Source organism: Micromonospora sp. LA-10 (assembly GCF_051853095.1).
Lineage (GTDB): Bacteria > Actinomycetota > Actinomycetes > Mycobacteriales > Micromonosporaceae > Micromonospora > Micromonospora echinospora_A.
This window is the reverse complement of record NZ_CP195710.1, coordinates 5,110,035-5,123,034: the sequence shown is the minus strand read 5'-3', so window position 1 is coordinate 5,123,034 and position 13,000 is coordinate 5,110,035. Positions and strand designations below refer to the sequence as shown.

Below are 13,000 nucleotides of genomic sequence, written 5' to 3'. Positions count from 1 at the left end.
ACCCCACCACCTCCCCGAAGTGGTGCTCCGCTCGGACCACCCACACCCCCAAACCGGACCCCTCACCCCTTGATCCACACCAGCACGGGGAAGTGGTGGCATCACCCCGGCCCCGACCCCACCCCACCGACCCTCTCGCCTCGATCCACACCAGTACGGGGAAGTGGCGGTATCGCACGGGCGCTGACCACGCCACCTCCCCGAGGTGGCGCCGCTCGACCAGCCTTGGAAGGCCGGTCGGCCTGGCGTTTGCCCCGGTTGCCACGGCATGTTGAGGGCGGGATCGGTGGGCCCGGCCGGAGGCGTTTTGGCTCGTCCGGGACCGACCTGGTAGCCTGGCTTTTCGCGCGGCGATGACGCATGCTCGTCGTGCGCGAATGCAGACCAACCCGAGCTATCAAGACGAGGCTGTCGCGTGGCGAACATCAAGTCCCAGATCAAGCGCAACCGGCAGAACGAGAAGCGCCGGCTGCGTAACAAGTCGGTCAAGTCGTCGCTGAAGACCGCCATCCGGAAGTTCCACGAGGCTGCCGAGGCGGGCGACGCCGAGAAGGCCACCGTACTGATGCGTGAGGCCACCCGGAAGCTGGACAAGGCGGCCAGCAAGGGTGTCATCCACGCCAACCAGGCGGCAAACCGGAAGTCGGCGATCGCCAAGCGCGTCGCCTCGTTCTCTGCCTGACCGGCACCGCAGATACGACCGGAAGCCCCGGGGCCATCGAGCTCCGGGGCTTCCGCCTGTCCACACTCCGATGACGTCGCCGATCTTGGTATGAAATGGCCCTCGGAGGGGCGGTTCCGCACCAAGATCTCCGCACGACGCGGCGCAGGGCCCCGTGGGCAGCGGGAGGCGCTGCTAGCGCTCGCCTGGGCGGTCGAACGTCGCGCGTTGCGGATGGTGGTAGCGGACGCCCCGCGAGTCGGTGGTCATGCCGCCCGGCAACGCGCGAGCGCTCGCGGGCACCCGGGCCCGGCCGACAACCGGCTCCATCTGCCTGCGGAAGCGGTCCCGCTCCTGCTCCGGCACCAGCGCCGCAGTGCGGACGACCATCTCGGCGACCACGTCGTTGAGCTTGACCATCGCGGCCACCGCGATCGGCAGCACCAGCACCGCCCACCAGCTCACCAGTTCGGCGAGCGCGAGCAGCACGGCGAGCGCCATGGCGCCCTCGAAGAACAGGAAGCAGAGCACCCCGCCCGGGTTGACGAAGCGCAGGCCCAGCACCCGGGCGTAGAGCGGGCGGTACCGCTCCTCGTCCGTGGCCACCGTCGACCACGATCGGGTCACCGGGCGCCGCCCTGCCGGGCCGCGGCGACCGAGAACACGGCTCGCTCCAGCGCGTACGCCCGGTCGTCGGCGCCGCCCTTGACCGCCGCGTTGCACTCGGCTGCGACCCGCATCGCCTCGACCAGGCCCTCCGGCGTCCAGCCCCGGGCACGCACCTGCGCCTTCTCGATCTTCCAGGTCGGCATGCCCAGCGTCTTGGCCAGCTGGAACGCGCTTCCCCGCCCGGCGGCGGCGACGCGGGCGACGGTCCGTACGCCGTCGGCCAGCGCGTCGGCGATCGGCACCGGATCGACGCCGACGTGCAACGCCCACCGCAGCGCCTCCAGCGCGCCGGGCACGTCGCCGATCATCGTCGCGTCGGCCACCGTGAAGCCGGTCACCTCGGCCCGTCCCCGGTAGTAGCGGGCCACCGTGTCCGCGCCGATCCGCCCGTCCGTGTCGGCGAGCAGCTGCGAGCAGGCGGCGGCCAGCTCACGCATGTCGTTGCCGACCGCCGCGACCAGGGCGTCGGCCGCGTCCGGCGTGCACTTGCCACCGTTGCGGCGGATCTCGTCCCGCACGAAGGCGGCCCGTTCCCGGTCGCCCTTGAGCTTCATCGCCGGCACCACTGTGGCGCCGGCCGCCCGCAGCCCGTCGGCGAACGCCTTGCCCTTGGCCCCGCCCAGGTGCAGCACCACGAGCTGCACGTCCGGGTCGGGATTCTTCGCGTACGCCAGCAGCGCGGCGGACAGGTCCTTGCGGGCGTCCTGGCCGGAGCGGAGCACCAGCACCCGGCGGCCGCCGAACAGCGACGGGCTGAGCATCTCGGCGATCTCGCCGACGGTCAGCGTGCCGGCCTGGTATTCCCGCACGTCCACGTCGGGGTCCACCTCGCGGGCCCGGGCGACGGCTTCGGTGACCGCTCGCGTGGCGAGCAGCTCCTCGTCGCCGAGGACGAGCACAATAGGGGGCAGGTCGGCGGGGGTCACGTCGCCCATACTCGCACGCCCTCCGACCCGATCGGGCCTGCTCATCGGGGACCGTGACGGCGCAGCCCGCACTCAGCGCAAATCCAGACATTTGCCTTGATCCCTCATTTACCCCAACAAGATTCGCCGGCTCATCGCTGTCGTACCGGATCGGGGCCGCGCGTCACCACGGCGAGGCCGGCGCCGACGCGAACAGCGGCCAGGTCACCGCCGGTGTCGGTACGCAGCACCCGCGCGCCGCCCCGGGCCAACCGGTCCAGCAGCCCCGCGTTCGGATGCCCGTAGTCGTTGTCGGCGCCCACGCACACGAGCGCCACCGCCGGCCGCACCGCGGCGAGGAACTCCGGATCCTGGTACGCCGAGCCGTGGTGGGCCACCTTCAGCACGTCGGCCCTGATCGCGGCGGCCGGCATCGTCTCCAGCATCGCCCGCTGCTCCTCCGTCTCGGCGTCACCGGCGAGCAGGATCCGTACCCCGGCCACGGTGGCGGTCACGACCAGCGAGTTGTTGTTCGGATCCGACCGGCTGCCCCGCAGCGGGTACGGCGGCCCGGTCGCGACCAGGTCCACCGCTCCCGCCCGCCATCGCCAGCCCGCCTGCGCGGCAGCGAGCGGCGCACCGGCGCGGCGGGCCGCCTCGCGGACCTGGGCGACCCCGTAGGGCGGCTCGGACCAGGACGGACCCACCACCGCGCCCACCCGCCGTCCCCGGAACACCCCGGCCACGCCACCGATGTGGTCGACGTGGAAGTGACTGACCACCAGCAGCGACACCTCACGTACGCGAAGGCGGCGCAGGCAGGCGTCCACGCCGGACGGGTCCGGTCCGGCGTCCACCACCACGGCCCGGCCGGCCGCGACCGGCAGCACCACCGCGTCCCCCTGCCCCACCGCGCACGCCACCACCACCCAGCCGCGCGGCGGCCAGCCGGAGGCCAGCAACCGGATCGGCGCCGCGCCGAGCACCACCGCCACCGTGACGACCACGATCAGCCGCCGGGCCCTACGTCGGCGAAAGGCGAGCAGCAGCGCCACGCTCACCGCCGCCAGCAGCAGAGCGCCGGCCACCCCGCCCGCCCAGGGCAGGTTCCCGGCCGGCAGGTCCGCCCCGTACCCGGCGACCGCCACCAGCCAGCGCGCCGGCCAACTCGCCAGCCAGGCCAGGAACTCCGCACCGCCCGGCCACACCGGCGACAGCACCGCCGCCAGCACGCCGAGCACAGTGGCCGGCGCGACGGCCGGCACCGCCAGCAGGTTCGCCGGCACCGCCACCAGACTCACCGTCGCGGACAGTCCGGCGATCACCGGGCCGCAGGCGAGCTGCGCGGCGGCCGGCACCGCGAGCGCCTCGGCCAGCCCGGGCGGTACGCCCCGGCGGCGCAGCGCGTCCCGCCATCCCGGCGCGAGCAGCAGCAGTCCCCCGGTGGCACAGACCGACAACGCGAACCCCGGGTCGCCCGCGAGGTCCGGGTCGTTCAGGATCAGCCCGGTGACCGCCGCGGCGAGCGCGGGCAGCGCCGACCGGGACCGCCCGGCCGCCAGCGCGGCGAGCCCGATCGCACCCATCGCGGCGGCGCGCACCACGCTCGGCGAGGGCCGTACCAGGATGACGAACCCGACCAGGGCGAGCACACACAGCGTGGCGGCGGTACGCGGACCGGCGCGCGCCCAGCGGGCCAGCAGCAGCACCGCACCGACGACAATCGCCACGTTGGAGCCGGACACCGCGTTGAGGTGCGTCATCCCGGTGGCCCGGAAGTCCTCCTCCACCTCGGGCAGCAGCCGGCTGGTGTCCCCCACCACGAGTCCGGGCAGCAGCCCGCCCGGCGCGTCCGGCAGCGGCTCACAGGCGCGTTGGAGGCCCGACCGCAGCACACCGGCCGCCCGCTGCGGCCAGGACGCGCTGCCCCGCAGCGTGGGCGGGTCGGCGGCGGAGAGCACGGCGGCTGTCAGGTCACCGCCGCGTGGGGCGGAAAGCCGCCCCTGGGTGGTGACCCGCTGACCCGGCAGCAGTGGCCGCCAGGCCGGGTCGGTGGCCAGCACCAGCGCGCGTACCGGGCCGGTGACCCGCGCGCCGTCGCCTCCGGTGGCGCGGACCAGGTCGACTCGGATCAGCAGCATCGGTGGCCGGCCGGGTGCGCCGCGTATCGGACGCGGATCGTCCCGCAGCACCAGATCGGCGGTGACCACTGCGCCTTCGGTGACCAGCGCGCGTACCGCTGTGGCGTCGCGGATCGCGAGCCGGGCGCCGGTGGCGGCCGCCCCACAGACCACCCCCAGCAGCACGGCGACCACGATCCAGCCGTAACGGCGGGCCGGTTCCCCCGGCCGACCAAGCACGCCGTACAGGCGCAGGCCCGCCAGAAGCGCGAGCGCGGCGGCGACGGCGGCCACCCACACGGTCGCCCGGACGGTGAGGTGCAGTCCGGCCAGCGCGGCGAGCCATGTGGCCACCGCCAATCCGGCCAGCCGCAGGTCGGGCACGTCGTGGACTGGCGCAGGGCCACTGTCGGGGACGGGCGAGGCAGCGGCACGCCGGGCGTTCACACCGTCACCAGTTCCTTGAGCTGCTCGTACCTGGCGTCGCCGATGCCGTCGACCTGGCGCAGGTCGGACACGGACCGGAAGCCGCCGTGCTGGTCCCGGTGGTCGAGGATCCGCTGGGCGAGCACTGGACCCACGCCCGGCAGCGCGTCGAGCTGGGCGAGCGTCGCGGTGTTCAGGTTGACCGGCCCGGCCGGCGCCGCCGGACCATCCGGCGCGCCGCCGGCACCCGCCGCGGCGGGCCCGGCCGGTCCCGGTGGGGCGGTCACGCCGACCAGGATCAGCTCGCCGTCGGTGACCTTGCGGGCGGGGTTGAGCAGCGCCACGTCGACGCCGGGCAGAGCGCCGCCTGCCGCCTCGACGGCGTCGGCCAGCCGGGCCCCGGCCGGCAGCCGGACCAGGCCGGGGCGGCGGACCTTGCCGGCCACCGCGACGACCACCTGACCGGGTGAGCCGCCTGACGCGGGCACTCCGGTGACCTCGTCGGTCACGGCACCCACCGGCGCCTCGGAGGACGCCGCCGCCGGCGGGACGGGTTCGGTGCTCGGACGCGAGCGCCAGGCCCAGACGGCGGCCACCACGACCACCACTGCCGCCACCGCCGCGAGCGCACGGACACCCCGACGGCCCGGGTCGAACGCACCGGGTCCGGGCAGCCGGGACGCCAGGCCGCGCGCGACCGCCGGGGCATCGTTGGGCGGGCCGTCGTCGGCGTCCGGCTCGGCGGACCACGGGTTCGCCCGGAGCGGGTGCTCCCGCCCGCCGTCGCGCTCCGGGGAACCGGGACGCAGCCCGAGACCCGGCTCGGCCTCACGGGGCCCAGCCCCGAAAGCCGTACCCAGCCGATCCGGCAAGCCCAGCCCAGGCCCGAAAGCCGAACCGAGCCGGCCCGACGATCCGAGCCCAGGCCCGAAAGCCGAACCGAGCCGGCCCGGCAAACCCGGCCCAGCTTCACGAGCGGCATGCTCTGGACCCGCCGGCTCAGCCGGCCGCGCTGCGGGCGACGCGGCCTCCCCCGCGCCGGACCCGCCGCTGAAGACTGGCCCGTGCTCGTGGTCCGGCCCGGGCAGGGAGCGCCGCGAGGATCCCGCCGCCCGGCCGGGCTCGCCCACGCGGTCGGCGGGGATCGGCGGGACGGCAGCGGCTTGCGCGGACCCGAACAGCCGGGCGAGCCGCCGCCGTACCGTCGTCTCCTCGTCGTCTGGCACGGCTCGGGACGCTACGGCGGCAACTCGCCCCGCGTCGGCCGGTGACCGTTCACCTGTGGACAACCGGATGACTGTGGACAGACACCCGATCAAGCAGTGGCTGTGCTAGGCGGCCGAGAACGAGCAGGCGGGGTCAGCGCGCCTCCGGGTCCAGGCCGAGCGCGGCCCGTCCCCCGTCCACCGGCACGACCGCGCCGTTGACGAACGACGCGCGGTCGGAGAGCAGGAACGCGACCACCTCGGCCACCTCGTCGGTGCGCCCGATCCGGCCGAGCGGGTGCAGCCGGGCCATCTCCGCGTCGACGTGCGCCACCTCGGCCGGTTCGAGTCCGGCCAGGTAGGCGGCGTGCCGTTCGGTGTGGACGGAGCCGAGCGCCACCGCGTTGGCGCGGATCCCGTGGGGGCCGTAGTCGACGGCGAGCGCCCGGGTCAGCCCCTCCACAGCGGCCTTGGCGGTGGCGTACGGCAGCGCGCCCCGCACCGCCCGGCGGGCCTGGTGGGAGGAGACGTTGACGATCGCGCCGCCGGTCCGGGCGGCCAGGAACCGGCGTACGGCGGTGCCGGACCCGGCCACGGCGGGCCGCAGGTTGAGCGCGATCAGGTCGACCACCTCGCTCGCGGGTGCGCGGTGCAGGTCGGCGTCGCGGAAGACGGCGGCGTTGTTGACCCAGCCGGCCAGCGGCGCGTACGCCTCGGCGCGGTCGGCGGCCCGGCCGGTGACCGTCTCGTCGCCGGCGTCCCCGGTCACGGCGTGCAGCCGGTCGGCGAGCGGATGCCCGGCCAGCCAGTCCAGCGCGCTGGTGTCCCGCTCGACCACCACCACTGTGCCGCCGTCGGCGGCCAAACGTTCGACGATGGCCCGTCCGACGCCGCGCCCGCCGCCGGTGACGACGTACGACAGTGGGCTCATCAGACCACCCTACAAAGATCCACGCCGATGCGGGGAGGTGGCGGCATCAGCAGAAGCAGCGCGGTCAGGGCCGGCGGTGGACCACCACACACGCGAGCCCGGGCCCGGCGTGCGCCGCGACCACCGCTCCGGCCTCGGTGACGTACGTGTCGTGCAGCCGGTCGCCCAGCCGCTCGGTCAGCGCCGTCAGCAACTGCTCGGCCCGCTGCGGCGCGGCGAGGTGGTGCACCGCGACGTCCACCTGGGCGTCGCCGGCTGCCTCGACGGCGAGGTCGACCAGACGCGCGACTCCCCGGCTGGCGGTACGGACCTTGTCCTTCACCACGATCGCGCCGTCCGGCATGTGCATGATGGGCTTCACCGACAGGGCGGTGCCGAGCAGCGCCTCGGCCGCGTTGATCCGGCCGCCCCGGCGCAGGAACTCCAGCGTGTCGACGTAGAAGTAGATGGTGGTCCGGGCGACCGCGTCCAGCGCCGCGTCGCGTACCCCGGTCAGGTCGGCGCCCGCCGCGGCGGCCGCGGCGGCGGCGAGCGCCGGGAAGCCGAGGCCCATGCCGGTGGATCGGCTGTCCACGACGGTGACGCGGTCGTCGCCGACCTCGGCGGCGGCCAGCCGGGCGGCCTCGACGGTGCCGGACAGTTCGGCGGACAGGTGCACCGACACCACGCCGTCGGCGCCCTCGGCGAGCAGCGTGCGGTAGACCTGCGCGAACTGTTCCGGCGCGGGCCGGGACGTGCTCACCGAGACCCGCCGGCCGCTCAGCGCGCGGGTGGCGTCGGCGGGTGAGGTCTCGACGCCCTCCAGCCCTTCGGCGCCGTTGAGGACGACGGTCAGCGGGACGACTGTGAGCCCGCGTGCGCGGGCCAGGTCGGAGGGCAGATAGGCGGTGGAGTCGGTGACGACCGCGACGGGCATGACCGGCACGCTAGCCGATGGCGCTGTGACGCGCCGGGGCCGGAGGTGTCAGACCGCGTCGGTGAGCGCCGCCTGGGTCACCAGACCGACGTTGTGCGCCCGCAGGTGCCAGCCCCGGACGTCGTTGTGGCGCAGTTCGGTCCAGTGGCAGTTCGCCAGCGAGCCGAGGCTGCGCAGCACCGTGTGGTCCCAGCCGAGCAGGTGCCCGACGCCCTGCCGGGCGCCGCCGCCGTGCGTGGTCACCACGACCGTGCCGCCGGTGGCCAGGCCGGCGGCGTCCCGGAACGCGGCGCCGAGCCGTTCGCCCAGGTCGTGCAGGCTCTCGATGCCGGCGCCGGGGTCGGGGTCGCCGGCCCGCCAGCGGGCGTACTCGTCGGGGAACCGCTCGGCGGCCTCGGTCAGGGTGAGGCCCTGCCACTGGCCGAAGTGCCGTTCCCGCAGCCGGGCGTCAGTGCGGACCGGCAGCCCGGTCAGCGCCGCGAGCGCGGCGGCGGTGTCGGCGGCCCGGCGCAGGTCGCTGGCGACGATCGCGTCGGGGCGCAGCGCGGCGAGCACCGGGGCGGCCGCGTGGGCCTGCTCGCGACCGAGGTCGTTGAGGGGCACGTCGGTCTGGCCCTGGACGCGGCTCGCGGCGTTCCAGTCGGTGTTGCCGTGCCGCCAGATGATCAGACGGGTCATTCGGCGGTGGCGGTGCCGGCGGCCGAGTCGGCCAGGTCGCGATCGGTGAACGGGATCTGCGGGCAGTCCTTCCAGAGCCGGTCGAGCGCGTAGAACTCGCGCTCCTCGGTGTGCTGGACGTGGACCACGATGTCGACGTAGTCGAGCAGCACCCAGCGGCCGCCCCGCTCGCCTTCGCGGCGTACCGGCTTGGCCTTCTCCGGCAGCTCCAGCAGGCGCTCCTCGATGGCGTCGACGATGGCGAGCACCTGACGCTCGTTCGGAGCGGCGGCCAGCAGGAACGCGTCGGTGATCGCGAGCTGGTCGCCCACGTCGATGATGACGATGTCCTGTGCCTTCTTGTCGGCCGCGGCCTGGGCGGCGGCAATCGCCAGCTCGTGCGCGCGCTCGGAAACTGTCACCGTTCTCCTTCGATCAACCGTGCGACTCTCCAAGCCTCTCACACCCGGCGGTGCGGCGACTTGTCAGTTCTGGTCGATTTCAGGCATGAACGGGAACATAAAGGGCGGAATCACCGCTGATAGAGCCGCCGTTTCGCGATGTACTGCACCACACCGTCGGGCACCAGGTACCACACCGGTTCGCCCCGGGCGACGCGCGCGCGGCAGTCGGTCGAGGAGATCGCCATCGCGGGCACCTGCACCAGGCTTACCGAGTCGGCCGGCAGGTGCTTGTCCGTGAGTTCGAAGCCGGGCCGGGTCACGCCGATGAAGTGGGCCAGTTCGAGCGCCTCGTCCAGGTCCTTCCAGGAGAGGATGCGCTCCAACGCGTCCGCGCCGGTGATGAAGAACAGCTGCGCCTTCGCGCCGTACTCGGCGTGCAGGTCGCGCAGCGTGTCGACGGTGTAGGTGGGGCCACCGCGGTCGATGTCGACCCGGCTCACCTGGAAACGCGGGTTGGAGGCGGTGGCGATCACCGTCATCAGATAACGGTCCTCGGCCGGGGTGACCGCTTCCTCCGCCTTCTGCCACGGCTGTCCGGTCGGCACGAAGACCACCTCGTCCAGACCGAACCGGTCGGCCACCTCGCTCGCCGCCACCAGGTGCCCGTGGTGGATCGGGTCGAACGTGCCGCCCATGATGCCGACCCGCCGGATGTCTTCCTCCACCCAGCGATCGTAGGCCGCCCGCCCGACAGCCCTGGGCGGGGTCCGCGGTCGAGCGCGCCGGGCGGTCCCCCACCCGGCGCGCTCCCTGCTCAGGCCGACGCGGCGGCCACCGCCGTCCGCGCCACGAGCGCCCGGCGCATGTCGTCGTCCAGGTCGGTCACCCACCGCCGCAGGCCGGGCGTCAGGTCGTCGCGGGCCAGCAGCGCCACGGCCAGCTCCCGGGTGGTCTGTGCCACGGCGTAGCGGGGATAGGCGGCCACCGTGACCGCGTCGGCCACCCACGGGGTACGCAGGCGCGCCGCCGCCGGCATGTCGGTGAAGTAGCGCTGCACGTACCCGGCGGTCAGCTCGGCCTGCTCGGGCTGCCAGAAGCCCTCGGCGGCCGCCTCGACCAGGCGGTTGGACGGTTCGGTGCTGCGGGTGACGATCTCCCAGGCGGCCCGCTTCGCGTCGGCGTCGGGCAGCGCCGCCCGGCACGCGGCGGCCTGCTCGGCGCCGGTGGCGCTGCGGTCGGCGTCGGCCTCGGCGTCGATCTGCGGCGTACCGGCCGCGCCGAGCACCACCAGCCGGCGCAGCACCGCCCAGCGCAGGTCGGTGTCCACGGCCAGCCCCGGCGGCACCTCCTTGCCGGCCAGCCAGCCGGTGAGCAACGCGGTGTCGGTGGTGGCGGCGATCAGGCCCCGCGCCGCGGCGAGCTGCAACGAGCCGCCCGTGGAAGCCGAGTCGAGCAGCGCCGCGCAGGCGGTCGCCACCCGCAACAGCGCCGCGTCCCGGGCGAGCGGGTCCAGGTAGCGGTCGATCAGCCGGCGACTGAGCAGCAGCACGTCCTCGACGATCGTCACCTCGGTCTCGGCGGGCAGCGCCGCGCCGATCAGCGCGGCCAGCGCGCCCGCCGGACGCTCCCCGTCGGTGACCGCGTCCAGCGCCTCGCCCCAGAGCAGCGCCCGGGCCAGCGGGTCGGCGAGCCCGGGCAGCAGCGTCGGCACCGCGTCCGCCGAGGCCGGATCGAGCCGGATCTTGGCGAACGTCAGGTCACCGGCGTTCGGCAGCAGCAGCCCGGTGGCGGGCTGCCCGACCAGCTCGGGCAGCGGCGTACGGCCGCCGTCGGCGTCCGGGTCGAGGTCGACGTCGTACCGGCGGGCCGGGCCGTCGGCGGTGTGGTGGGCCACGCCGATGCGGTGCGGCCGCAGGACCGGATGGCTCGCCGGGGCGGTCTGCACGATCGCCACGTCGGTCCACCGCCCGTCGGTGTCCACAGCGGTGTCGATCCGCAGCGTGTTCACCTGCGCGCGGCGCAGCCAGCGCTCGGCCCAGCCGTCCAGGTCGCGGCCGCTCGCGGCGCCCAGGCTGGACAGCAGGTCGGCGAGCGTGGCGTTGCCGAACCGGTGCGCGGCGAAGTGCGCGTTCAGCCCGGCCAGGAACGCGTCGTCGCCGAGCCAGGCGACGAGCTGGCGCAGCACGCTGGCGCCCTTGGCGTACGAGATGCCGTCGAAGTTGAGCAGCGCCTGGGCGGCGTCGGCGACCTCCTCCGGCGCGACCGGGTGGGTGGAGGGGCGCTGGTCGGCGGTGTAGCCCCAGGCCTTGCGGCGGCTGGCGAACGTGGTCCACGCCCGGTCGAAGCGGGTCGCCTCGGCGGTGACCCGGGTGCCGAGGTAGTCGGCGAACGACTCGTTGAGCCAGAGGTCGTCCCACCAGCTCATGGTGACCAGGTCGCCGAACCACATGTGCGCCATCTCGTGGGCGATGGTGGTGGCGCGCAGCTCCCGTTGGGTGTCGGTGACCGCCGAGCGGAAGACGTAGTCGTCGCGGATCGTGACCAGGCCCGGGTTCTCCATCGCGCCGGCGTTGAACTCGGGCACGAACGCCTGGTCGTACTTGCCGAACGGGTAACGCTCGGCGAACAGCTCGTGGAAGCGGTCGAGGCACTGGCGGGTGACGGTGAAGATCTCGTCGGCGTCGGCGTCCAGGTGGGCGGCGAGCGAGCGCCGGCAGTAGAGGCCGAGCGGGATGCCGTCGTGCTCGGCGCGCAGCACGTGCCACGGCCCGGCGATCAGCGTGACGAAGTAGGTGGCGAGCGGCTCGGTGGCGGCGAACTCCCAGCGCCCCGGCTCGGGCCGGTCGGCGAGCGGCCCGTTGGCGGCCACCGTCCACTCCGGCGGGGCGGTGACGGTCAGCGTCACCGGCGCCTTCAGGTCGGGCTGGTCGAACGCGGCGAAGATGCGCGGACCGTCGTCCAGGAAGGACATCGCGTAGAGGTAGGTCTCGCCGTCGGCCGGGTCGACGAAGCGGTGCAGCCCTTCGCCGGTGTTGGAGTAGGCCATCTCGGCCTCGACGGTGAGCGTGTTCGTGGCGGCCAGGCCGGTCAGCGGCAGCCGATCGCCGGCGAGCAGGGCCGGGTCGAGGTCGCTGCCGTTGAGGCGGGCGGTGAGGAGTCGGCGGGGCTTGACGTCGACGAAGGTCTCGGCGCCGGGGGTGGCCCGGAACCGGATGGTGACGGCGGAGCGGAACCGCTCGGCGTCGCCGGTCAGGTCGAGGTCCACGTGATAGGACTCGACATCGATCGACGCGCGGCGCGCGGTCGCCTCTGCACGGGTGAGGCTCGGCATCCGCTTATCCTGCCCGATGAGGTCCGCTCGGGACCCTCTCGTTACGCAAGGCGATGAAGGAGCAGCGATGGGTCAGCACCCCAAGGGCGATTTCGACAGTTCCCGGGCGGTCTGGCAACGGGCGGAGGGGGACACCTCCGAGGGCGCGGTCGAGGTGGCCTTCGTGGACGACCTGATCGGCATGCGCAACTCCGCCGAGCCGGACGGCCCGGTGCTGGTCTTCACCCAGGCCGAGTGGGACGCCTTCGTGGCGGGCGCCCAGGACGGCGAGTTCGACCTGGACTGAGCGCGGCTCAGTCACCGTCGCCCCAGCCGAGCCCGCCCGGACCGGGCGCGTGGTGGAAGCCCGGATGGCCGGCCACGTCCGCGCAGCGCTCGCCGTCGGGCCCGACGGCGTCGCAAAACAACCGCTCGGCCCGGTGCCAGGCGTCCGCCGGGGACAGGGCCGCCGCGCCGAGCGCCAGCTCCGGGCGGAGCAGGCCGAGCGCTTCCGCGTACGCCACCGCCTGCTCGCGCGCGACGGCGGGATCGGTGGCGGTGAAGCCCAGGTGCACGGTGAAGTACCGCGGTGGGCGGGCCCCGGCGCGCCGGGGACCGCCGATCAGCGTGCCGTCGCGGCCGTCGCCGCGTAGCCCGGCCAACGCCTCGCGGTGCCGCCGCACCGCCCTGTCGTCACGCATCCGTGCCCTCCCCCGTCGCCGGTGACCACCGCCGGACACCACGCCGGCGGGTGCCGGACCGGTCGCCGCCGGTCCGCGTACACCGAGGGAACCAG

Annotated in this window: 13 protein-coding genes; 2 read left to right on the top strand and 11 right to left on the bottom strand. The window is 74.6% G+C overall.

All coding sequences use genetic code 11. The features are described 5' to 3' along the window. Positions 1 to 415: 415 nt before the first annotated feature. On the top strand, positions 416 to 682 hold the full coding sequence (gene rpsT, locus ACSDG8_RS24170) for a 30S ribosomal protein S20 (protein WP_030503107.1): 267 nt from the start codon (positions 416 to 418) through the stop codon (positions 680 to 682). Positions 683 to 856: 174 nt separating this feature from the next. Here rpsT and ACSDG8_RS24165 read toward each other — a convergent pair whose 3' ends face one another. The 10 genes from ACSDG8_RS24165 to pepN all read right to left on the bottom strand — a co-directional run bounded on the left by ACSDG8_RS24165 (position 857) and on the right by pepN (position 12,225). Then, complete coding sequence (locus tag ACSDG8_RS24165) at positions 857 to 1,288, bottom strand: hypothetical protein (RefSeq protein ID WP_210898065.1); 432 nt, start codon at positions 1,286 to 1,288, stop codon at positions 857 to 859. Next, positions 1,285 to 2,265, bottom strand: a complete 981-nt coding sequence (gene holA / locus ACSDG8_RS24160) for a DNA polymerase III subunit delta (protein ID WP_210898063.1) — start codon at positions 2,263 to 2,265, stop codon at positions 1,285 to 1,287. The genes ACSDG8_RS24165 and holA overlap by 4 nt, the downstream gene beginning before the upstream one ends. Before the next feature lie 122 nt (positions 2,266 to 2,387). Beyond that, positions 2,388 to 4,802 carry a ComEC/Rec2 family competence protein gene (locus ACSDG8_RS24155; protein ID WP_374223576.1) on the bottom strand — a complete coding sequence of 805 codons (2,415 nt, stop codon included), beginning with the start codon at positions 4,800 to 4,802 and terminating at the stop codon, positions 2,388 to 2,390. Further along, positions 4,799 to 5,653 carry a ComEA family DNA-binding protein gene (locus ACSDG8_RS24150; RefSeq protein WP_247679339.1) on the bottom strand — a complete coding sequence of 285 codons (855 nt, stop codon included), beginning with the start codon at positions 5,651 to 5,653 and terminating at the stop codon, positions 4,799 to 4,801. Before ACSDG8_RS24150 ends, ACSDG8_RS24155 begins: the two co-directional genes overlap by 4 nt. A 487-nt stretch (positions 5,654 to 6,140) precedes the next feature. Then, the gene (locus tag ACSDG8_RS24145) at positions 6,141 to 6,917 is read right to left on the bottom strand and encodes an SDR family NAD(P)-dependent oxidoreductase (RefSeq protein WP_210898059.1); all 777 of its coding nucleotides are present in this window, start codon (positions 6,915 to 6,917) and stop codon (positions 6,141 to 6,143) included. 64 nt (positions 6,918 to 6,981) lie between these two features. Beyond that, positions 6,982 to 7,833, bottom strand: a complete 852-nt coding sequence (locus ACSDG8_RS24140; RefSeq protein ID WP_210898057.1) for a DegV family protein — start codon at positions 7,831 to 7,833, stop codon at positions 6,982 to 6,984. A gap of 48 nt (positions 7,834 to 7,881) precedes the next feature. After that, on the bottom strand, positions 7,882 to 8,511 hold the full coding sequence (locus tag ACSDG8_RS24135) for a histidine phosphatase family protein (RefSeq protein WP_210898055.1): 630 nt from the start codon (positions 8,509 to 8,511) through the stop codon (positions 7,882 to 7,884). Beyond that, positions 8,508 to 8,912, bottom strand: coding sequence for a ribosome silencing factor (rsfS, locus tag ACSDG8_RS24130; protein WP_210898053.1), 405 nt, complete (start codon positions 8,910 to 8,912; stop codon positions 8,508 to 8,510). The genes ACSDG8_RS24135 and rsfS overlap by 4 nt, the downstream gene beginning before the upstream one ends. A 110-nt stretch (positions 8,913 to 9,022) precedes the next feature. Beyond that, positions 9,023 to 9,619 carry a nicotinate-nucleotide adenylyltransferase gene (gene nadD / locus ACSDG8_RS24125; RefSeq protein WP_030503098.1) on the bottom strand — a complete coding sequence of 199 codons (597 nt, stop codon included), beginning with the start codon at positions 9,617 to 9,619 and terminating at the stop codon, positions 9,023 to 9,025. Between the two features lie 89 nt (positions 9,620 to 9,708). Next, positions 9,709 to 12,225, bottom strand: a complete 2,517-nt coding sequence (gene pepN, locus ACSDG8_RS24120) for an aminopeptidase N (RefSeq protein WP_210898051.1) — start codon at positions 12,223 to 12,225, stop codon at positions 9,709 to 9,711. A 67-nt stretch (positions 12,226 to 12,292) separates the two neighbouring features. Here pepN and ACSDG8_RS24115 point away from each other — a divergent pair, with 67 nt between their 5' ends. Next, the gene (locus ACSDG8_RS24115) at positions 12,293 to 12,511 is read left to right on the top strand and encodes a DUF397 domain-containing protein (RefSeq protein ID WP_030503096.1); all 219 of its coding nucleotides are present in this window, start codon (positions 12,293 to 12,295) and stop codon (positions 12,509 to 12,511) included. 7 nt (positions 12,512 to 12,518) lie between these two features. Here the strand turns inward: ACSDG8_RS24115 and ACSDG8_RS24110 are convergent, their stop codons facing one another. Further along, on the bottom strand, positions 12,519 to 12,905 hold the full coding sequence (locus ACSDG8_RS24110) for a hypothetical protein (protein ID WP_210898049.1): 387 nt from the start codon (positions 12,903 to 12,905) through the stop codon (positions 12,519 to 12,521). Positions 12,906 to 13,000 lie beyond the last annotated feature (95 nt).

Excerpts from the sequence above, each read along its gene's own strand:
- ACSDG8_RS24135 (WP_210898055.1), bottom strand. The coding sequence starts at position 8,511 with ATGACCCGTCTGATCATCTGGCGGCACGGCAACACCGACTGGAACGCC.
- pepN (WP_210898051.1), bottom strand. The coding sequence starts at position 12,225 with ATGCCGAGCCTCACCCGTGCAGAGGCGACCGCGCGCCGCGCGTCGATC.
- ACSDG8_RS24140 (WP_210898057.1), bottom strand. The coding sequence starts at position 7,833 with ATGCCCGTCGCGGTCGTCACCGACTCCACCGCCTATCTGCCCTCCGAC.
- ACSDG8_RS24110 (WP_210898049.1), bottom strand. The coding sequence starts at position 12,905 with ATGCGTGACGACAGGGCGGTGCGGCGGCACCGCGAGGCGTTGGCCGGG.
- ACSDG8_RS24115 (WP_030503096.1), top strand. The coding sequence starts at position 12,293 with ATGGGTCAGCACCCCAAGGGCGATTTCGACAGTTCCCGGGCGGTCTGG.
- ACSDG8_RS24145 (WP_210898059.1), bottom strand. The coding sequence starts at position 6,917 with ATGAGCCCACTGTCGTACGTCGTCACCGGCGGCGGGCGCGGCGTCGGA.
- holA (WP_210898063.1), bottom strand. The coding sequence starts at position 2,265 with ATGGGCGACGTGACCCCCGCCGACCTGCCCCCTATTGTGCTCGTCCTC.